We start from the raw sequence: 19,587 nt of genomic DNA, 5'->3' as shown, positions 1-19,587 counted from the left end.
ATTTGTTGTGCGCGTTCCGCTCTGCACCAATTTCGCGCTAAGGTAGCGGGAAAGCCCTTACCGTTCGCTCGGTTTTCCAGTGGAGCAGGTACGGGCCGTTTCGCCCCCACAGCCGAGGGTCTTCCGGTGCAGCGGCACTCTCTCGCAACCCTGCTCAATGACCTTCCCTATGCACTGGTGGGCTTGAGCACCGAAGGCGGAATCACCCTGCTCAACCAACACGCGGAATCGCTGTTGGGGTATTGGAGCGACGAGGTGGTCGGAGAGCCACAGACCACCCTCTTCCCGGAGGCCTCTGTCACCCCACCCTCCGGTAGGGTCCGGCTACGATGCCGGGACGGCACGGATATCCAGGCCGAGGCCTACCTCCACCAGTCCGATCCGGCGGACCAGTATTACCTCAAGCTGTCCCGCCCGCGCTCCGAGACCGCCGGGGAATCCGTCCCGGGCGATTCCGGCCTTTGCACCACGGACCGCGACCTCTTCTACGCGGAAGCCCTGCTGCGAGCCCAGCTGGCCACCTCCCCGGACGCCATCGTGGTGGCCGACCGGGCCTCGCGGATGCTGGCCTGGAATCAGCAGTTCGTCACCATGTGGAATCTGCCGCCCGAGCTCATGGCCAGCGGCAACGGCCGGGCGGCCGTGTCGGCAGTTCTGGACCAGATCTGCGATCCGGAAGGGTTCGCCGCCGAGGTGGACCGGCTCTACGATCATCTCGAGGAGCCCGAGCATGGGACGGAGGTCCATCTGCGCGACGGGCGCATCCTGGAGCGCTACTCACGCGGCGTGCAGGACGAGCGCGGCATCTACTGGGGCCGGGCCTGGTATTACCGGGACGTGACCGAACAGCGGGCCGCAGCGGCCTCCCTCCGCAGGAGCGAGGCCCGCTTCCGGGCGGTCTTCGAGCGCGCCGCCCTGGGAATCGCCGTGGTCGGGCGGGACCGGCACCCGCAAATGGCCAACCCCGCGCTTCAGCGCATGCTCGGTCGGGACGAGAGCACCCTGTGCCGCATGCCTTTCGAGGAATTCACTCACCCCGAGGACGTGGCCAAGGACCTGGCCCTGGCCAAGGAGGTGGCTAACGGCGAGCGGGACAGCTACCGCATCAGCAAGCGGTTCCTGACGCCCGACGGCCGGGTGGTCTGGGGGCGAGTCTCCGTTTCCCTCATGCCCGCCTCCGAGGACGAGAATGCCCCGCCCTTCCTCGCCCTGGTGGAGGACGTGGACGAGAACCATGCCCTGGAGGCGGGGCTCGCCCTCCTGGCGGAGGTCTTCCGCTCCGCCAACGCGGTGATGATCACCACCGCGGACGGCACCATCCAGCGGGTGAACGAGGCGTTTACCCGGATCACCGGCTATGTGCCGGAGGAAGTGGTGGGGCGGAACACTGCCCTTCTGCGTCCGGAAAACCAGGATCCCGCCTTCTACCGGGACCTGCAGGCCAGCCTGGACGGCGCCGGAACCTGGGAGGGGGAGATCTGGACCCGCCGCAAGGACGGCGGCCTGCATCCCCAGTGGGAGACCATCACCGCCATCCGCGACTCAGGCGGCAAGGTGGTGCGCTACGTCTCGGTGTTCACCGACCTTACCGAGCGCAAGATGCTGGAAGGGGAGCGCAAGCGCCGGGGCTCGGCCATCGAGGAGCTGGGCCGTCTCCTCTCCCACCAGCTCAACCAGCCCATGGCGGCCATAAGCGGCTACGCCGGCGGCTCTCTGCTGCAGATGGACCGGGGCGAGACCTCTCCGGATGCCCTGCGCCAGTCCCTGGAGCGCATTCTCGAGCAGGCCCAGCGCGCATCCGCCGTGGTCAAGGACCTGCGCCACTACTTCCGCGGCGAGCCCCCCGAGCCCTCCGTGGTCAACCTCAACTCGCTTCTGCGCTCGGTGGTCACCCTCGTCCCCTCGGCCACCCGGGACCGGCCCTACCGACTGAAGCTGGAACTGGCCCCGGACCTGGAGCCCGTCCTTGCCGACCCCATAAAGCTCCAGGAATGCCTGGTGAACCTGGTCAACAACGCCATCGAGGCCGGACCGGGACCCGGGTTCCGCGAGGTGGATATCCTGGTGGTCACCCGCACCCGCGATCACCGCACGGAGGTGGCCGTCCGGGACCGGGGGCCGGGAATCTCTCCCGGCTTGCGGGAGCAGATCTTTCAGCCCCTGTTCACCACCAAGGGCGCCGGCACGGGCCTCGGTCTTTCCATCTGCCAGTCCATCATCGAGGAGCTGAACGGGCACCTTTGGGTGGAGGCCAACGAGCCCGGTCCGGGGGTGACCTTCCACCTGCAGCTGCCGGCCCTGTCCTCCTGATGCGCTGTCGCCACCGGCAAGGACTGCGTACGCGGCCGCGGCGGCTGGCTCTCTAGGCCCTACGGGGAGGTAAGGATGCTGGAATCCGGTTGGATACTCACCCCGGTCTCCACCCTGGTCATGGTCCTGGTGTCCGTGCTCCTGATCTACACGGCCACCATTTTCCTGTCGAAGATTGCCGGGCCACGCAGCTTCTCGGAAATGTCCGGCTTCGATTTCGCGGTCACCATCGCCCTAGGCTCGGTAATCGCCTCCACCGTCCTCACGGCGAAGCCGCCCCTGCTGAACGGCCTGGTGGCGATCCTCGGCCTGCTGACCTTCCAGGGCGGCGTGGCCTTCCTGCGGCGCCGGTACCAGTCCATCCAGAAGGGCATCGACCACCCGCCGCTTCTGCTCATGGCCGGCACGGAGATCCTCTGGGACAACATGCGGCGGGGACAGATCACCCAGGAGGACCTCTGGGCACAGCTGCGGGGCGCCAACGTGAACGACATCGACACCCTCCGCGCCGTGGTGCTGGAGACCACCGGCCACATCACCGTCCTGCACGGGTTCGGCCAGGAGGAGGAGCTGGACCCCCGCCTGCTCATGGCGGTGGAAGGCCGGGAGAAGCTCCCCGAGGTGGCCCGGTCCCTGAACGAGCTCTGAACCGCCACACGCCCACCTTGCGTGGTATGCCACTCCGCCTTCCCGGGAATTTATAATGCGAGGGAGCCCCATCACCCTGTGATCGACTTTCCGGGGATCCGCGAGGTGTCCGTCGCATTCCCGCGGAAGGTCCCATGGCAGCGCCCCCGGACCGCAGGCTGGTGCCGCCTCCAGTTCCCTGCCCAAGTGCCGCACCGGCCCACCGCTCGGGCGGAGGCGGACCGGGGCGCCCAAGGAGCCCGACATGGACACCACCACCTCGGATCTTACCGCCGCGCTTCTGCCCCTTTTCCCCGATTTCGGTAGCGAGGGGCGCCACCTGGTGCCGGTCCTGTTCCGCTTGCTCGGACGGGGCTATCCAGTGGATGCGGAGGAGCTGGCGGACCGCGCCGAATGGGCGGCAGAGGCGGTCCGTCGCCTCCTCGATGGCTGGCGGGGCGTGCGTTACGACGAGGACGGGCGCATCATCGGATTCTGGGGTTTGGACCTGTTCCCCACCCGGCACCACCTGCGCGTGGGCGAGCGCGACCTGTTCGCGTGGGGTGCCTGGGACCCCCTGGTCCTTCCCTTCCTGCTGGAGGAGGAAGTGGCGCTGACCAGCCGGTGCTTCGCCACCGATGACGACATCCTACTGCGCGTGGCCCCCCAGGGCGTACTCGATTCCGAGCCCGAGGACGTGCGTCTGGCCTTCCGCGTCCCGGAAACGGAGGCGGTCCGGTACGGCGTGCGGGCCGCCTTCAATCAGCACATCGGCTTCCTCGCCGGTCCGGAGCCGGAAGCCGGCTGGCGCGACCTGCCTCCTGGGACGCAGGTCCTCAGCCTCGAGGAGGGATTCCGTCTGGGGCAGGCGGTCTGGACCCACCTGCTGGACGGGGAGCCGTAGGAGGCACCACCATGGCCGATGACTCCGTCCTCCACCGCCTGGCGGAAGCCGCCGGAGTCAGCCCCGGCGCCGTCCGCTACTACCAGCTTCAGGACCTGGTCTCCCTACCGGCCGGCGCCATGGACGGCCACGACCCGGACTGGGCCTCTGCGACGGAGCGCCTGCGCTTCATCAGCCGGGCGCAGGTGCTGGGCTTCACCCTCCGGGAGATCCGCGCCCTGTTGGAATCCGGCGACGACGGCCCCGCAAGGTTACAGCGCCTGATCATGGAGAAGCTCCACGAGATCGAGGGCAGCCTCGGGTCGCTGCAAACCATGCAGGACGGCCTGCTTGGGCTCGTGGAGCAATGCCGGGGCGATACTCCCGGCGCCGGCCCGGACATAGAGCGGGCATTGATGATGACGCCGCGGAACGGCGAGGGGGACGCTTCCTGCGGCTAGCCGGTCGGAACCTGCTAGAAGGTGATGCCCACTTCCAGCTCTTCCAGCCAGTCCAGGAAGCGCCCCACGTCGGCCCCCTTGATGAGGCGGCCATGCTGGGGCGCCAGGATCTCGATGTCCAGGTCCCGGGCCCGGCTGATCCATTCGTTCTTGGCCCGGTTGGAGGGCATCCAGCGCTGGTGGAGGGGACGCATGTACTCGAAGTGCTGCTCCAGGTCCTCCACGAACAGGGGCGCCTTTTCCTGCTCGGGCTCCAGGGCCATGCCGATGTCACCGCTCATGAGGATGCGCGCGCTGGCGTCGTAGAGGTGGAAGTTGCCGGAGGAATGCAGGAAGTGGGCGGGAAGGGCCTGGAACTGGAAGCCGTCGAGCTCGATGGCGTGCCCCTGGTCCGGGATGCCCAGGTACTCGATGTGGTCGCAGCCGAAGTGCCGGATGAAGCCCTCCCACATCCACGGGGCGTGCAGCCGGGCCTCCGGAAGGGCGTTGTCCCACAGGCCCAGCGAGGAGATGATGTCCGGATCCTGGTGGGAAGCGAACAGGTCGGTGATCTGCTCCACGGGCACCTGATGGAGGACGGCCATGAGCATGGCGGGGAAGATCTCCACCCCGCCGGGCTCCAGGACCATGGCCCGGCGTTCCGTGCGGATCAGGAACTGGTTGGTGTCGATGATCTTGGCGTTGCGGTCCGGGTCGCGCCCCAGGACCAGCCACTGGTAATCCCCGTCGAAAAGCGTGGTCGCCTGCATGATTTCCTCTGGAAGAGCGGGAGCCGCGCCCCCTACTCCCGGATCGCCTGAAGATCGGCCACATCCGCCCGCACCTCCTCCATCACCGAGCGGATATGGGAGAGGCTGTCCTGGATGTGGTTCGCCACCGAATCGAACTGGCTCCGGAACGAAGCCGTCTTGGCCGCCTCGACGCGCGCGTTGACCGCCAAGTAGTTGGCGGAATCCAGGAACGCCTCAATACCGTCCAGATGCCGCTCCAGCCGGTCCAGCGCCGTCAGGGCCTGCTGGCGGGCCCCGCCGAGGCGCTCGTTGTGGGTGGCGAATGCCTTGTCCAGATTGTGGGCCTCGCCCGCAGCCACGGCGCGCTCGCGAGCCTGGGCGAAGCGCCGATGGGCCACCTCCGCCTGGAACAGACGCACGGCGCGCCGGGCGATGGCCTCCGCCTCCCGGTTCACGCCGCGGATCTCCTCTCCGGCCTCGCGCGCGAGGTCGTTCAGGCGCTCGGAGATGGCCCGGAATCCGGAGGCCTCCTCCCCCGCTCGCGAAACCACCAGCTGGGAATTGATAACCACCACGTACATTTCCTTGATATGGCGCAGGATGCCCATGAGCCGGGCCCCGGCCCGCGCGCTGGCCACGTAATAGTTGTGGTGGTGGTCCTGTTGCCGGGAAGGGCGGTTCACGGTGCCCTCCAGGCCCGAGCCCGCCGGAGCGGCCCGCGGCCCGAGATCCATGGCTTGTTGCCGCATCCCATTGCCTCCCGCTGAATTTGGCTCCCGATTGTCTCAATTCCCTTAAAAGTTTTGCCACAATTTTCTGCCACAGCGGAAAGCGGGGACGCCATCCCTCGCGCGAGGTACTGACCGGTTCTTCCCGGGGCGATGGCCGCCGCGCCACCCTTCCCGGACGGGCATGTCGAACGCCGGTACGCGCGCGCCGTTCCGGTAAGCGACCCGATGCCGTCCGGGAGCGCCCGAGGGGCCACCGTCGGGCGCTGGCTCCGGGAAGCGCATTCCTCCTGCAGCCGGTTGCCGGACCTCCGACGCGCTCAGGCCACGTCCCCCTCATCCTCACCCGGCGTGCTGCGGTCCAGAGCCACCCGCACGGGCTCCCCGAACACCTGCTCGTATTCCCTGCCCAGCTCCTCCGCGGTCATGTGATCCAGCCCGGAGTAGCCATCTTGCACGATGGCGTCCAGCAGCTCGTGGTTGCGGCGCAGTCGCTCGCGCTGATGGGCGAACAGTTCTTCCTTGGCGTCTCTATAGGCGATCCAGCGCATGGCGCCCTCCCTGGGGATACCGGATACATTTCCGCGAGCTGCTGCCGGCGGCAGCGCGCACTCGGGTACTGATAAAACGCATGTGGGCCCCATGCAGGCATATGGATTCGCGGTCGTCCATTCGTGCCGGCCCCTTACGGATCACCGCGTCTTGCTGCCCGACTCCTTTTGTTTCCTGAATCGCAACAGTGTTTTGCTTATCGCAGGGTTTATCTTTTATTTCGCAACGGACACCATGCGCTCCTGCGACTTGGAGGGACATGCATGCAGCTGGGGAATACGCGGGACAGCTATGGCTGGGTGGCCATCGGCCTGCACTGGATCTCGGCGCTGGCGATTTTCGGCCTATTCGGACTGGGCCTCTGGATGGTGGAGCTCACCTACTACGACCCGTGGTACAACCGCGGGCCGGCGCTGCACAAGTCCGTGGGCATCCTGCTGTTCGGGCTGCTCCTGGGCCGCATCCTGTGGCGCCGCCTCAACCCGGCCCCGACCCCGGAGGGCTCGCCGCTGGAGCGCCGGACGGCGGTGCTGGCGCATCGGGCCATGCTCGGGCTGCTTCTGGTGCTGATGGCGGCCGGGTACCTGATCTCCACCGCCGAGGGACGGGGCATCGAAGTGTTCGGCTGGTTCGAGGTACCCGCCGTGGCTGCCGGCTTCGAGCGCCAGGAGGACCTGGCCGGCTGGCTCCACCGCTGGCTCTCCTACGGCCTGATCGCCCTGGTGGCCCTGCATGCCGCGGCCTCCCTCAAGCACCACTTTTTCGACCGGGACCGGACCCTGCGGCGCATGCTCCGTCCCGGAACCTCGGACGTATCCTCCAACAAGGAGCTTCACCCATGAAGAAGATCCTGCTCGCGGGATTGTTGGCCCTCGGATTTGCCGTGCCCGGCGTCCAGGCCGCGGAATACAAGATCGATACCCAGGGCCAGCACGCCTTCATCCAGTTCAAGATCCAGCACCTGGGCTATAGCTGGCTGTACGGCCGCTTCAACGACCTCTCCGGCCACTTCACCTATGACAAGGACAACCCGGACGCCTCCGAGGTGGTGGTGAACATCGACCCGGCGAGCATCGACACCAACCACGCCGAGCGCGACAAGCACCTGCGCAGCGACGAGTTCCTGCACGTGGCCGAGCATCCCGAGGCCAAGTTCGTCAGCACCAGCTTCGAGGACCACGGCGACGGAACCGCCACCCTCAAGGGCGATCTGACCTTGCACGGCATCACCAAGCCGGTGACCATCGATGCGGAGCACGTGGGGCACGGCCCGGACCCCTGGGGCGGCTACCGGCGCGGATTCCGCGGCACCACCAAGATCGCCCTCAAGGACTTCGGCATCGACTACGACCTCGGCCCCAAGGCCCGGGAAGTGGCCCTGACCCTGTCCATCGAAGGCGTCCGGCAGTAACCAGGAGGAGCGGCGTCATGGCGGAACAACGTGCAGTGGCTCAAGTGGTACCGGCGACGGCGGTCTCCGAGGGGGCCGGGGTCCGGATCCTGCGCACCATCGGCACGCCCGCCAGGCGCCACCTCGATCCCTTCCTCATGCTGGACCACTTCGGCACCGACAATCCGGACGATTACGGCGCCGGGTTCCCGGACCATCCCCACCGCGGCTTCATCACCCTCACCTACATGCTCGACGGTCACATGGCCCACGGTGACAGCATGGGCAATGAGGGGCGGCTCGATCCGGGCGGGGCGCAGTGGATGAAGGCCGGAAGCGGGGTCATCCATTCGGAGATGCCCCGCCAGGAGGCGGGCCTCATGCGCGGCTTCCAGCTCTGGATCAACCTGCCGGCGGCGGAGAAGATGTCCGCCCCGGAGTACCAGGAGATCCGGCCCGAGGCGGTGCCCGAGGTGGCCGAGGAAGGGGTCGTTATTCGGGTGCTGGCGGGTCGCTACGGCGAAACCGCCGGCCCGGTGGAGGACCCCAATACGGATGTCAGCTACCTGGACGTGCGGCTGGAGCCGGGGAGCACCTTCACCCACCAACCGCCGGACGGCCACGCGGCCTTCGCCTTCCTGTTCGAGGGCTCGGCGCGGGTGGCCGGCCAGGACGTCCCCGACACCAGCCTGATCGTGCTCGGGGAGGAGGGCGCGGTAACCGTGAACGCGGGACCGGAAGGCGCCCGCCTGCTGCTGGTGGCGGGGCGGCCCATTGGCGAGCCCATCGCCCAGTACGGACCCTTCGTCATGACCAACCGGGAAGAGCTGGAGCAGGCCTTCCGCGACTACCGAGACGGCAACCTGGTGCGTGACCGGGCGGCCTTCCGAGAGATCTGATGCGGTGGGGTGTCCACCGGACGCCCGGCCTATTTATTTCTCTCACCCGGAGTCCAGGCTCCGCCTGACTGATCCTCCATCGCCGGGGATTGCCCCATTTTCCCTACCGGCTTATAGTTTCCCCATCCCTTTTCCGCCACTGCCCGGAGACGCTCCATGATTGTTCCAGAGCTGGTCACCATCGCCGGGCAGTGTGCGGTCGCCGGGTTGCCTTCCCTCCGCTGACCCGCCTCGCCTGGCCCCGTGGCCGGGCTTCCCCGCGAAGCCCGTATCCTCACCGGATATCCGGAGCTTCCGATCATGGACGACCAGAATGCGCTGGCCCGCATGGGCTGGCACAACGACTTTTTGACCCAGCTCGACCTGGAGGAGCTGGAAACCGCCCGTCCCGTGCGCGTGGCCGATACGGACGGGCGCAGTGTGCGGATCCTCGAGGCCGCCGGCGATGAGCGGCGCCTCGGGCTGCCACCTTCCACCCATCCCGCCGACCGCCCCCTGGTGGGCGACTGGCTGCTTTTGGACCCGGACGGCGGTTTGCGCCGCCGCCTGGAGCGGCGCACCCATCTGGCGCGGCGTGCCGCCGGCACGGCGGAGCGGGCCCAGCCCATGGCCGCCAACGTGGACACCCTGTTCGTGGTCATGGGCCTGGACGGCGATTTCAGCCCCTCGCGCCTGGAACGCTACTTGGTGATGGCCCGGGAGGGCGAGGTGGATGCGGTGGCGGTCCTCACCAAGCCCGATCTCGCCAAGGATCCAGAGAATGCCCGCCGCTCCATCGAGGCCCTGCCCGGACACGACGGCGTGGTGACGCTGGATCCGCGCCACGACGATGCGGCCGCGGCCCTCGCTCCCTGGCTGACTTCGGGCGCCACTGTCGCGGTAATGGGCTCCAGCGGGGTAGGCAAGTCCACCCTGCTCAACCGCCTGGCCGGCGGTGAGGTGGAGGCCACCGGCGGGGTGCGCAAGGGCGACGGCAAGGGCCACCACACCACCACCCACCGCGCCCTCTATCCCCTACCCAGCGGGGCCTGGCTGCTGGATACCCCGGGCATGCGGGAGCTGCGGCTGGGGGAGGCCACCGAGGGCCTCGCGGAGGTATTCGAGGACATCGAGCGGCTCGCCAGGCAGTGCCGCTTCCGCGACTGCGCCCACGAGCAGGAGCCCGGCTGCGCGGTGCGCGCCGCCGTTGAGGCCGGAGACCTGGACCCCCGCCGGCTGCGGAACTGGCACAAGCTGTTGCGCGAGCAGCAGCGGCTGGCGGAGACGGAGGCCGAGCAGCGCGAGCGCCACCGGGACTTCCACCGTTATGCCCGCAAGGTGATGCGGACCAAACGGGATCAGACGGGACGGTCCTGACACCGGCGCCCAAGCCGGTTCGCGCGCTACCGGAACCGCCGGGAACGTCCCGGCGGTTTTCCTTTCCAATGCTGCAGAGGCCCTTCCCCCTCCTCACTTTTCTGGCCGTACCCCCTGAGGAGGCTCCCATGCTCGACTACAGCAACCTCCCCGCCCTCGACTGGACCGACCCGGAGAGCGTCAACAAGGCCCGCGTCCAGATCCTCCGAGCGGAGCCCGTGATCCTGAACATGCCCAAGGGCGTGGACCTGGCGGTGGACGCCGCGTCCCTCGGCTGCCGGCACGACCCGGACAATGGCGTGCTGGTATCCTGCCGGGGACCGGACTGCCTGCGGGCGCTCTCCCGCCTCCAGGGCCTCGATGGGCTGGAGGAGCTTGCGCCCGCCGCCGAGCAGGCTGACGCCACCGTGGACGTGGATCCCGGCGGACGCCGCATCGTCATTCACCATTGACGCCGCCATGGCGGACACCGCGGCAGCCGCTCCCGGCGCTTTCCGCGGACGACCCGTGAGATTGTCGGCGAAAGCAGGTACCTTTGTCCGGTAAGTCCCGGGATCGGCCGGGCGCGCATCCACCATCTCCTCGGCGGAGGCCATGAACGACTGCTACGCCGTGCTCACGGGCGACCTCGTGCGGTCTCGCTCCCTGTCGGCGACAGAGCTGCACCGGGCCCATGCCGGGCTCCGGGAGGCGGTGGCCGACCTGAAGGATGCCGCCTGGGAGCCCCGGCCGGCGGGCGAAGTGGACATCTTCCGGGGGGATTCCTGGCAGCTCCTGCTACGGACGCCGGGAAACGCCCTGCGCACGGCGGTCTATCTGCGGGCCTCGCTGCTGGCCCAGGGGTTTGCCGACACGCGTATCGGTCTCGGCATAGGCGGCGTGGCCTCCCTGTCCCGGGAACGGACCTCCCTGTCCACCGGCGAGGCCTTCGAACTGTCCGGGGCTGCTCTGGACGGCCTGGGACCGCGCTTCCGGCTGGGGCTGGCCGCCGCTCCCGACCCCGGGCTGCCCGCACCCTGGGCGGAAGTGGCCGTCCACCTGTGCGACAGCGTCATGGCCCAATGGGAAGGCCGCCAGATCGAGACCGGCCGCCTTGCCTGCTACTACCCCGACGCCTCCCACAAGCACCTCGGCAGCCTGCTGACCCCGCCGGTCACCCAGCAGGCGGTAAGCAAATCCCTGCAGAGCGCGGGCTGGTACGGACTGGCGGAAGCCCTGGACGCTTTCGAGACGGAGCTGGGCAAGTAACAACCCCTGAATAATGTAAAAACAAAAACAACATTTAAAGGTTGTTAAAAGAGAGACAACCCCGCAAAGACCGGGTAGGACCCGCCCATGAGCCCCACCTTCCTCGCCCTGCTCGTAGCCCATCTGCTGGGGGAATTCGTCCTGCGGCGGGATCCCCCTTCGCGTCCGGAAGGCGCTCCGATCCCTCTGCTCCTGCACGCGGCCCTGGTGACGGCATTGAGTGCCCTGCTGCTGGGCACCCTGAACGCCTGGCTCCTGGGAAGCCTGCTGCTTGTCCATTCGCTTTCGGACGCGTCCCGCAGCCATCTGCTGCCGCGCGGACCCCGGAGCTTTCTGGGGGAGCAGGGCGTCCGTCTGGCCCTCCTGGCGGGCCTGGCCTGGTCCTTCCCCGGCGCGTGGGAAACGGGCCTGTGGGGAAGCCAGCTTACCGGGGACGCGCTGCGGACCTATGCGCAGGTCCTGGTGGTGACCGCCGGCATCCTCGCCACCGTGCCGGCCGCGGGAGTAGTCATCGGATTGCTCCTGGAGCCGCTGACCCGGGAGCTCGAGGAGGAGCAGAGCCCCGCCGGCGGCCTGCGGAACGGCGGCCGTTACATCGGCTGGCTGGAGCGGGGGCTGGTGCTGATCCTCTACCTCAGCGGCCAGGCATCCGGGATCGGCTTCGTGCTGGCCACCAAATCCATTCTGCGCTTCGGCGAGATCAAGGACTCCGAGCACCGCAAGCTCGCCGAGTTCATCCTCATCGGCACCTTCCTGAGCTTCGCCCTCGCCCTCTCGGGCGGGCTTCTGACGGAGTGGGCCCTGGGCGCGATCCGGGCGGATTGACCCACGGCCGCGGGAGAACGACAGCTCCCATACCCCCGCCCTACCGCCCGATGATCATCCGCTTCAGCATGGCCCGGGACCCGGGTGCGAAGGCCCCCATGTAGATATGTACGATCAGGAAGGCGATCCCGGGGATGGCCAGAAGGTAGTGGACCGAGGCCAGGGGCCAGAGTCCGCCGAGGCCGAGCACCTCCTCCGGGGCTACCACCGGGACCGCCGGATAGTAGCGGTATAGCAGGCCGCTGAGGATGAGCAGCGGCAGCAGCGCATACACCACCAACAGGTAGGTGAGCTGCTGCAGGGGCTTGAAGCGGTCGGCGACTTCCGCCGGGTCCCCGGCCCGCAGGTAGATGGCCACCTCCCGCCGGAGCCGCTGACCCAGACCTCGCCGGTCGGGCACGAAATGGCGCCAGTGGCCCGTGGTCAGGGCACCGGCCACGTAGGCCAAGTAGGTGGCCGCCAGGGCGATCCCCGCAAGGTCATGCAGGCTGTTGGCCAGCGCGTAGCCCGAGGCGCTCCCCCGGGGGGCGAAATGCAGATATACCCCGGTCAGGGACAGGATCAGGAACAGCAGGGCGGTGAGCCAGTGCCAGAGGCGGACCCACAGCACCACGGCCCAGGAATCGCCATCGGTCATTGCCGGCCTCCTCCCCCGGATAACCCCCGACGTCGGCGGCGCCACCGGATCCCCGCATGGCCGAAGACGTACAGGAAGGCCAGTCCCACCACCAGATAGAACAGCAGGTCCAGATACCGGTTGCGATTGGCCGCCATGACATAGCCGTCCTGCAGCACGGCGGTATTGGTGAAGCCGAGCCTGGCGGGCACCTCCGGGTGGTGGCGATACAGGGTCCTCTGGAGAACCGTATCCCGGGAATGGCAGATCACGCAGTCCCGTTTCGCCTCGTCCCAGATCAGGAGATCATGGGAAACGGGAGCCGCGTTGGAGGTATGGCATTCCACGCAGCGAGTCTCGCGCAGATGCAGGGCGGTATGGGGCAGCCAGGCATGGGCGCCCACCATATCGGGATCGGCGGGATTGGAAAGCGGGAACCGCCCCGCCCTCTCCTTGTGGCAGCGCAGACACCACCGGTTGTGGGTGTCGATGATCTCCGGCGGAGCCCCGAGCTCTTCGGCGACCCGGAAGTAATGGGGGTTGTGGCACTCCCCGCAGTTGAATCGCTTCTTGTGCCTGGTGAAGTGGATGGAATCCTTGAACTGCCGCTCCCACCGCCGGAAGTCGAAGGTGGCTTCCCGCCCCTCGGCCTCCTCGCGCGGATGGCACTCCATGCAAGTCAGGGGCTTCTTGGCATTGTGGGGGAAGCTCCGGAAGCCCCGCTCGTGGCAGGCCAGGCAATCAAGCGCCCGGTGGGCACCGTGGCGGTAGCGCGCCATATCCAGGGCCACATCCCTGCGCTCCCCGGTCTCCGGATCCACTACCTCCCGGGAATCGCCGCCATGGCATCCCAGGCACTGAATCCGGTCGTAGTGGGAGGTGGCACCGACGGCGGTCGCCGTGAGCAGCAGAATCGCGAAGGCTGCCGAGCTGCCGGACGGGCGGAGGAGCCCGAAGGCCGGAGTTCCGGGCCTGGGGAGGAACTGCAAGGGGGCGCTCCCGGTGACGGATTTCGCGGACGGCACGGGACCGCTCGGGACGGCCCCTCAACCCAGGGGTACGCCCTTGCAGAAATGGTTGTAAAGCACGGCCCGGGGCCGGAGGGCCCCGGGCGCGGGCGGACCTAGCGGCCGTTGACGCTGAACCGGCCGGGGCCCGTGAGCGCCAGCGCGATGGCGGTGAACAGGAACATGCCCTGGAGCTCGATGGCCCAGCCGCCATGCTGGCCCAGGGCGAAGATCTCGCCGGTGTGGGCGAGGCCGATGGCGAAGAGCATGTTCAGGGCGATCAGGCCCGCGCCAACCCGCGCGTACCAGCCCGCCAGGAGCAGAACAGGGCCCACCACCTCCCCGAGGAAAACGCCATAGGCCAGCACGGTGGGAAGCCCGGCCCCGGCTACCATGCCCTGGATGCTGCCCACCCCGTACATCAGCTTGGCGATGCCGTGGAGCAGGATCAGCGCCCCCAGGACCACCCGCATGACCAGTAGGCCGGCGCTGTTCGCCGTCGTGGAATTCATCATGATTCGGCCCCCTGTAGTGATTCAAGTGCCTGCAAGCACCAATGTAACCCCTTGATACCGGTACAAAACCTCTCGTGCAAGGGCGGGGCCTGGAATTCGGCGCGGCGGGGCTGCTCGGCGGATCAGCGCCCGCGGGCCGGTGCGGGCGTGCTCCAGCTGCGGCGTCTGGATTCCGGGCGTCGCGGGCTCAGTATTCGGGTGGGGACCGTTCTGCGGAAGGCGTTTCCCGCCGTTCGGGCGGAGCGGAACCCGGGGCCGGCAGGGGGTCCGCGGATCCCTCGACAATCCGTTCGCTGGTGGGGCGGGTGACGAGGAAGGTGCCAACGCAGGTGAGCAGGAGCCCCTGCAGGACCAGGGCCCAAACGGGCAGTCCGGCACCGACCGCGATGGCCATGCTCGCGAACAGGGAGAGCACGGCGATCCACTTGCCGCGGCGCGGAATGGCGCGGTACTGCCACCAGGCTTCCAGGTAGGGACCGAAGCGGGGATGGGTCACGAGCCAGCGGTGGGCGCGCTCGGAGCTCCGGGTAAAGGCCCAGGCAGCCACGAGCAGAAAGGGCGTGGTGGGCAGAACCGGCAGGAAGACGCCGGTTACCCCCATGCCAACGTTGCACCAGCCGAATAGCTGCCAGAGCCAGCGCATAACGGACCTCCCGGGCTACGTGGGGTCAGTATACCCCCGATAAGCCACGTAAGGGGATGGGCATGCGCCGACGCCTCCCCCGTATCCCGGCGAGCACCATCTCCAGGAGGTGTGCATGAGCCCCCGATCCCTCCCCTCCGATAAGCCCCACCTCCCGCCGCCGGTCTTCTTCGTGGGCGCCCTGGCGGTGATGGCCGGACTTCACGCCGTCCTGCCCCTGGGCCGCTGGCTGGACTGGCCCTGGACCCTCTCGGGCCCCGCGGTGATCGCCTGCGGGCTCGGCGTTGGCCTGGCCGGGGCCCGGCGCTTCCGGCGCCATGCCACCGCCGTACGGCCCTTCGAGCCGGCCAGCGTCCTGGTCACCGACGGCATCTTCCGGTACAGCCGCAGCCCCATGTACGGCGGCATGGTACTCATGCTGCTGGGCGCGGGCCTTCTCCTGGGCACGCTGGCGCCACTCGCGGTGGTCCCGCCTTTCTTCCTGCTTCTGGAGCGGCGCTTCGTGCTCCGGGAGGAGGCCCTGCTGGAGGCGGCCTTCGGCGCCTCCTACCGGACTTACCGGGGCCGGGTCCGCCGCTGGATCTGACCGGCCCCCGGGGCCGGTCCGGCCGTCTACCCCTCCGTCTTCTCCGGCTCGCGGCCCTGCCCGCTCACGGCCGGGGCGATGTTCTGGTTGTTGCGGAACAGGTTGGCCGGGTCGTAGCGGGCCTTGATGGCGGCCAGGCGCTCGTAATTGGCCCCGTAGGCCGAATGGACGCGCCCCGTCTCGTCCTGGCTCAGGAAATTGACGTACACCCCGCCGGTGGCATACGGGGATACCGCCTCCGAGCATTCCCGCGCCCAGGCGCGGCACTTGCTGTCCTGGGCCGTTTCCCGCCAGCGGGTATGCACGTTCATGACGAAGTTGGCGTCCCGGCCCGCATAGGCCGTGGCGGTCTCCGGGACCCGGCCCATGGCGCCGCCCAGGGAGGCGATGAAAAGCTCGCACTCCTCCGAGGGCAGCCGGCCGGCCTGTTCGATCACCGTGTCGATGACCGCATCGCTCAGGGCGGTGAAGTCCTGGGATTTCCAGTAGTTCCGGGCGCCCGGGGTCAGCAGGGGGTCGAAGCCGGCCTGGAAGGCGGTGTAGGGCATGACGTCCACGTGCTCGGCGATGGAGGTGCCGAAGGCCTGGAGCGGCTCCACGGCGCGCCGCCCCGATGCCGGGTCCCCGGCGTAGAGCAGGGCCAGGATCAGAACGTCCGTGCCGTGCGCGGACTCCGGAAGAAACGGCAGGGGCGGCGCCTTGCGCAGGACCGCCCAGACCGTCAGCTCCTCGGGCATCTCCGCCACGAAATCCCGGTACCGACGCAGGATCTGCGGCGCCTGGGCGAGTGGGTAGAAGATCAGTCCGGCCAGCACGTGCGGCCCCACGGGATGGAGACGGTATTCAAAGGAGGTGACCACCCCGAAGTTGCCGCCGCCGCCCCGGATGGCCCAGAACAGATCCGGCTCGCTGGAATCCGAGACCGTGTGCAGGCTGCCGTCGGAGGTGACCAGGTCCGCGGACAGCAGGTTGTCGATGGTCATGCCGTATTTGCGGGTCAGCCAGCCGAAGCCGCCGCCCAGGGTGAGGCCGGAGACCCCGGTGGTGGAGTTGATGCCCAGCGGCGTGGCCAGGCCAAAGGCCTGGGTCTCGTGGTCCACGTCCCCCAGCAGGGCGCCCGGCCCCACCCGCGCCGTCCGCGCCCGGGGATCCACCCGGACGTCGCGGAGGGCGGAGAGGTCGAGGACCACCCCGCCGTCGCACAGGGCCTTGCCGGCGATATTGTGGCCGCCGCCGCGTACCGCCAGCAGGAGCTGCTGCTCGCGGACGAAGTTGACGGTCCGGAGGACGTCCGCCGGGCCCGTGGCCCGGACGATGAGGGCCGGGCGCTTGTCGATCATGGCGTTCCAGATGGACCGGCTCGACTCGTATTCCGGCGAGCCGTCCGTGATCACCATACCCCGGACCCCACCGGCGAACGCGTCCAGCGCGTCCCGGCTCAGGGTCGTCTCTCCCCCGTTCAACGACCGGATGCGTAGCTCGGTCATGGCTAGATACCTCAATGCGGCAGGAGGGGAGCGGGTCAGGCGTGGGAAGGACCCAGCCCCGGCCCTTCACTTCCTCGGTAGGCGGTGGGCCGCGGAAACGGCCCGTGGCGGATAACCGGGCGGCTACCCATCTCCCCAATATATGCCTCCGGCGGCGGTATGGAATGGAGAAATAAAAATTCCCGGGAAGCACCGGGGCCGGCCTTAGGTCCGCCGGATTGCGGCGCGGCCGTCGTGGGACGGAAAATGGCGGGTCCCCCGACGGTGAGAGGGCCCGCACGGCATGTTCGAGGGCGTCATCCGAGCACTACTGCCGGGCCTGTGCCTCCTGCTCGTCGGCTGCGCCGCCACCGGCGTGCGGCCGCCCCCGGAGCCGGGAAACGCCTCCCGCGCCGTTTTCCTGCTGGACCACGGGCGCCACGCCAGCCTCGTCCTGAGCACGCCCACCGGCGACCTGATCCGCTACGCCTACGGCGACTGGCGCTACTACGCCGAGCGGGATACCGGCATCGGCAGCGGTCTGGCCGCGCTGTTCAGCAACACTCCGGCCGCCCTGGGCCGCCGGAAGCTGCCCGGCCCGCCGGAGCCCGGGGTGGTCTGCCTGCGCGTCCGGGTCCCCGTGGAGGCCCTCTATCCCATCCGGGTGGCCGGCGACGAGGTGGACGCCCTGCGCCGCCGTCTGGACGGGATGCACGCCGAGCCGGACAGGCGCCTCTATGTTCGGGCCTACGATCTGGTCTTCGTCCCCTACCCCGGACCCTACCGGCTGCCCATCACCTCCAACGGCAAGGTGGCCCAGTGGCTACGGGCGTTGGACGTAGAGGTGGAAGGCGACCCGCTCTGGTCGGACTGGGCACTGGAGGGACCGCAGGCCGCCGGCCCCTACCGGTGCCCCCGTTGACCCCGACCCGGCGGCTCGGGCCGGCTCCCGGCGGGCCGGAACGCGGCCCCGGCCAGCGCCGCGAGCACCAGGGAAAAGGCGGTGCCCCAGGCCGCAGCGGCAAGCCACAGACCCGCCGGCACTCCCGCTTCCAGGCGCGCCGGAACGGCAAGGGCCAGCAGGAGCACGGCCGCCACCACGGAGGCGGGCAAACCGCTGCCGCGCCGCGTGCGCTGGAGTGCCACCCGGCTCATGACCGTGGCCGTGAGGGTACCCAGGCCGCCGATCAGGGCCACGTGCAGGGCTTCGAAAGGCAATCCGTTGCCGGCGACCTGGACCGCGCCCTTGGCGAACAGGCCCAGGGCGAGCCACAGATAACCGGCCTGGAGCGCGGCCAGCGCGCGGTCCCCAAGCAGCAGCCAGCCCCGCCAGCGGATGATTCGGACCAGGACCACGAGCGCGGCGCCCAGGCTCAGGTCTCCGGGAAGCGGGGTCGCCAGGCCCGTGGCATCCGCGAGGGCCGTCCCGGCCAGCAAGGCTGCCCCGGCCCGTTCCAGCCGGGGCTGGGCCACGCCCGCCGGCCTGCGGCCCCGGTCCTGGTGGGCGCCCGAGCTGCTGGTGGCGAGGATCCGGCCGCCCATGACGAACAGCAAAAGCAGTAGCAGATCGGCGGCCAGCAGCAGGCCGCGCGGGGCCGCCCCGGGCAGCACGCCGTGGAGGCCCAGCTGGTAGAGGAGCTCCGCTAACGCCAGCGCGGCGATCAGCGGGGCGAACATCTTGTTGCGGGGCTTCTTGGCGGCCCGGGCCAGGGGCAGACCGGCGTAGGCGAACAGGAGGAGCGGATAGGCCAGGGCTGCCCCCAGCTCCACGGGGAACGGCAGTGCCGCCCCCAGGTAGACCACCCGCCCGGCGAGCCAGGCCAGGTAGGCGGCCAGAATCCGTGCCGGGTCCGGCCGGGTGAGCAGGAAGCCCCCCACTACCGCGTAGGCGTAGCCGAAGAGCATCTCGTGGCCGTGCCAGCGGAGGGGAACGGACGCGTGCCAGGGGACTCCGAGGCCCGAGGCCTCCAGCGCCTTCGCCACCACCACCGTCACGGCCAGCAGGGCCGCGGAAGGGAAGAACAGGGCGACGGCCGGCGTGCGGGGCATGGTTCCTTCCGGCGGGGGTGTGGAGCTGCTTCCAAGGGTGCACACTGGAGGGCCCAGAGGAAAGGTCCGGGAGGACTCATGGAAGCCGAGCAAGTGCTGGCCTTCTGGTTCGCGGAGCTGCGCCCGGAGCAGTGGTTCCGCCGCGATCCGGAGGTGGACGCGGCCATCCGGAGACGGTTCGCCGATCTGTATGCCCGGACCGCGGAGCAGGGCGGCGGGCGCTGGATGGAGGCGCCCCGGAGCGCTCTGGCCGCCGTCCTGGTGCTCGACCAATTCCCCCGCAACCTCTTCCGTGACGATCCGCGCGCCTATACCACCGACCCGCTGGCCCTCGACCTCGCCGAGCGGGCAGTGGCGCAAGGCTTCGATCGGGAGCTGGACCCGCCCGAGCAGCGCGCTTTCCTCTATATGCCCCTCCAGCACAGCGAGGATCCCGGCAAGCAGGCCCGCTCGGTAGACCTATTCGCCACTCTGGGGGACGGCGAATTCCTCGACTTCGCGCGGCGCCACAAGGCCGTCATCGACCGCTTCGGCCGCTTTCCCCACCGCAACGCCGTGCTGGGGCGCGCCTCCACACCGGCGGAGGAGGAATTTCTCCGGCAGCCCGGCTCCGCTTTCTAGGGCCTGTTAACGCTTAATAAGGCCTCGATAATCAGGGCGAAGTGGATGAAGAAGGTGAACACCACATCCAGCTT

At 68.9% G+C, this 19,587-nt stretch carries 23 protein-coding genes; 14 read left to right on the top strand and 9 right to left on the bottom strand.

Going from position 1 to position 19,587, the window contains the following annotated elements; translation table 11 throughout:
* The first annotated feature begins 126 nt into the window (after positions 1-126).
* From ACERLL_RS04540 to ACERLL_RS04525, 4 genes are all read left to right on the top strand, one after another.
* Complete coding sequence (locus ACERLL_RS04540) at positions 127-2,310, top strand: PAS domain S-box protein (protein ID WP_373654876.1); 2,184 nt, start codon at positions 127-129, stop codon at positions 2,308-2,310.
* Between the two features lie 75 nt (positions 2,311-2,385).
* Entirely contained in the window at positions 2,386-2,958 is a 573-nt protein-coding gene (locus ACERLL_RS04535; protein ID WP_373654875.1) for a DUF421 domain-containing protein, read from the top strand.
* 244 nt (positions 2,959-3,202) lie between these two features.
* The gene (gene merB, locus ACERLL_RS04530) at positions 3,203-3,841 is read left to right on the top strand and encodes an organomercurial lyase (RefSeq protein WP_373654874.1); all 639 of its coding nucleotides are present in this window, start codon (positions 3,203-3,205) and stop codon (positions 3,839-3,841) included.
* Positions 3,842-3,852: 11 nt separating this feature from the next.
* Positions 3,853-4,281 (top strand): MerR family DNA-binding protein, encoded by a 429-nt coding sequence (locus tag ACERLL_RS04525; RefSeq protein WP_373654873.1) that lies wholly within the window; start codon positions 3,853-3,855, stop codon positions 4,279-4,281.
* 14 nt (positions 4,282-4,295) lie between these two features.
* Here ACERLL_RS04525 and ACERLL_RS04520 read toward each other — a convergent pair whose 3' ends face one another.
* The 3 genes from ACERLL_RS04520 to ACERLL_RS04510 form a co-directional block, all read right to left on the bottom strand.
* Entirely contained in the window at positions 4,296-5,030 is a 735-nt protein-coding gene (locus ACERLL_RS04520) for an oxygen-binding di-iron domain-containing protein (protein ID WP_373654872.1), read from the bottom strand.
* Positions 5,031-5,062: 32 nt separating this feature from the next.
* Complete coding sequence (locus tag ACERLL_RS04515) at positions 5,063-5,761, bottom strand: hypothetical protein (RefSeq protein ID WP_373654871.1); 699 nt, start codon at positions 5,759-5,761, stop codon at positions 5,063-5,065.
* A gap of 299 nt (positions 5,762-6,060) precedes the next feature.
* Positions 6,061-6,291 carry a hypothetical protein gene (locus ACERLL_RS04510; protein WP_373654870.1) on the bottom strand — a complete coding sequence of 77 codons (231 nt, stop codon included), beginning with the start codon at positions 6,289-6,291 and terminating at the stop codon, positions 6,061-6,063.
* Between the two features lie 264 nt (positions 6,292-6,555).
* Here ACERLL_RS04510 and ACERLL_RS04505 point away from each other — a divergent pair, with 264 nt between their 5' ends.
* From ACERLL_RS04505 to ACERLL_RS04475, 7 genes are all read left to right on the top strand, one after another.
* Positions 6,556-7,134: a cytochrome b gene (locus ACERLL_RS04505; RefSeq protein WP_373654869.1), complete on the top strand. Its 579-nt coding sequence runs from the start codon at positions 6,556-6,558 to the stop codon at positions 7,132-7,134.
* Positions 7,131-7,703: a YceI family protein gene (locus ACERLL_RS04500; RefSeq protein WP_373654868.1), complete on the top strand. Its 573-nt coding sequence runs from the start codon at positions 7,131-7,133 to the stop codon at positions 7,701-7,703. The genes ACERLL_RS04505 and ACERLL_RS04500 overlap by 4 nt, the downstream gene beginning before the upstream one ends.
* A 17-nt stretch (positions 7,704-7,720) precedes the next feature.
* The gene (locus ACERLL_RS04495; RefSeq protein WP_373654867.1) at positions 7,721-8,581 is read left to right on the top strand and encodes a pirin family protein; all 861 of its coding nucleotides are present in this window, start codon (positions 7,721-7,723) and stop codon (positions 8,579-8,581) included.
* 300 nt (positions 8,582-8,881) lie between these two features.
* Positions 8,882-9,937: a ribosome small subunit-dependent GTPase A gene (gene rsgA, locus ACERLL_RS04490; protein ID WP_373654866.1), complete on the top strand. Its 1,056-nt coding sequence runs from the start codon at positions 8,882-8,884 to the stop codon at positions 9,935-9,937.
* A gap of 128 nt (positions 9,938-10,065) precedes the next feature.
* Positions 10,066-10,389 carry a hypothetical protein gene (locus ACERLL_RS04485; RefSeq protein ID WP_373654865.1) on the top strand — a complete coding sequence of 108 codons (324 nt, stop codon included), beginning with the start codon at positions 10,066-10,068 and terminating at the stop codon, positions 10,387-10,389.
* Between the two features lie 142 nt (positions 10,390-10,531).
* Entirely contained in the window at positions 10,532-11,185 is a 654-nt protein-coding gene (locus ACERLL_RS04480) for a hypothetical protein (protein ID WP_373654864.1), read from the top strand.
* A gap of 87 nt (positions 11,186-11,272) precedes the next feature.
* Entirely contained in the window at positions 11,273-12,010 is a 738-nt protein-coding gene (locus ACERLL_RS04475; RefSeq protein WP_373654863.1) for a hypothetical protein, read from the top strand.
* 40 nt (positions 12,011-12,050) lie between these two features.
* Here the strand turns inward: ACERLL_RS04475 and ACERLL_RS04470 are convergent, their stop codons facing one another.
* The 4 genes from ACERLL_RS04470 to ACERLL_RS04455 all read right to left on the bottom strand — a co-directional run bounded on the left by ACERLL_RS04470 (position 12,051) and on the right by ACERLL_RS04455 (position 14,791).
* Positions 12,051-12,647: a cytochrome b/b6 domain-containing protein gene (locus ACERLL_RS04470; protein ID WP_373654862.1), complete on the bottom strand. Its 597-nt coding sequence runs from the start codon at positions 12,645-12,647 to the stop codon at positions 12,051-12,053.
* Positions 12,644-13,615, bottom strand: coding sequence for a hypothetical protein (locus ACERLL_RS04465; protein ID WP_373654861.1), 972 nt, complete (start codon positions 13,613-13,615; stop codon positions 12,644-12,646). Before ACERLL_RS04465 ends, ACERLL_RS04470 begins: the two co-directional genes overlap by 4 nt.
* Before the next feature lie 134 nt (positions 13,616-13,749).
* The gene (locus ACERLL_RS04460) at positions 13,750-14,148 is read right to left on the bottom strand and encodes a DoxX family protein (RefSeq protein WP_373654860.1); all 399 of its coding nucleotides are present in this window, start codon (positions 14,146-14,148) and stop codon (positions 13,750-13,752) included.
* Positions 14,149-14,335: 187 nt separating this feature from the next.
* The gene (locus tag ACERLL_RS04455; protein WP_373654859.1) at positions 14,336-14,791 is read right to left on the bottom strand and encodes a YbaN family protein; all 456 of its coding nucleotides are present in this window, start codon (positions 14,789-14,791) and stop codon (positions 14,336-14,338) included.
* Between the two features lie 115 nt (positions 14,792-14,906).
* On the opposite strand from ACERLL_RS04455, the gene ACERLL_RS04450 reads away from it, so the two are divergent.
* Positions 14,907-15,377, top strand: a complete 471-nt coding sequence (locus ACERLL_RS04450) for a methyltransferase family protein (RefSeq protein WP_373654858.1) — start codon at positions 14,907-14,909, stop codon at positions 15,375-15,377.
* Positions 15,378-15,403: 26 nt separating this feature from the next.
* Here the strand turns inward: ACERLL_RS04450 and ACERLL_RS04445 are convergent, their stop codons facing one another.
* Positions 15,404-16,864 carry an FAD-binding oxidoreductase gene (locus tag ACERLL_RS04445; protein WP_373654857.1) on the bottom strand — a complete coding sequence of 487 codons (1,461 nt, stop codon included), beginning with the start codon at positions 16,862-16,864 and terminating at the stop codon, positions 15,404-15,406.
* 283 nt (positions 16,865-17,147) lie between these two features.
* Between ACERLL_RS04445 and ACERLL_RS04440 the strand changes: the two genes are divergently transcribed.
* Positions 17,148-17,765: a hypothetical protein gene (locus ACERLL_RS04440; RefSeq protein WP_373654856.1), complete on the top strand. Its 618-nt coding sequence runs from the start codon at positions 17,148-17,150 to the stop codon at positions 17,763-17,765.
* Here the strand turns inward: ACERLL_RS04440 and ACERLL_RS04435 are convergent.
* Positions 17,747-18,892: an NnrS family protein gene (locus tag ACERLL_RS04435; RefSeq protein WP_373654855.1), complete on the bottom strand. Its 1,146-nt coding sequence runs from the start codon at positions 18,890-18,892 to the stop codon at positions 17,747-17,749. The genes ACERLL_RS04440 and ACERLL_RS04435 overlap by 19 nt on opposite strands.
* Before the next feature lie 78 nt (positions 18,893-18,970).
* Between ACERLL_RS04435 and ACERLL_RS04430 the strand changes: the two genes are divergently transcribed.
* Positions 18,971-19,513: a DUF924 family protein gene (locus tag ACERLL_RS04430; RefSeq protein ID WP_373654854.1), complete on the top strand. Its 543-nt coding sequence runs from the start codon at positions 18,971-18,973 to the stop codon at positions 19,511-19,513.
* The last annotated feature ends 74 nt before the right edge of the window (positions 19,514-19,587 follow it).

It is taken from the genome of Thiohalorhabdus sp. Cl-TMA (assembly GCF_041821045.1).
Taxonomy (GTDB): Bacteria; Pseudomonadota; Gammaproteobacteria; order Thiohalorhabdales; family Thiohalorhabdaceae; genus Thiohalorhabdus; species Thiohalorhabdus methylotropha.
This window is presented reverse-complemented; position numbering and strand designations above follow the sequence as displayed.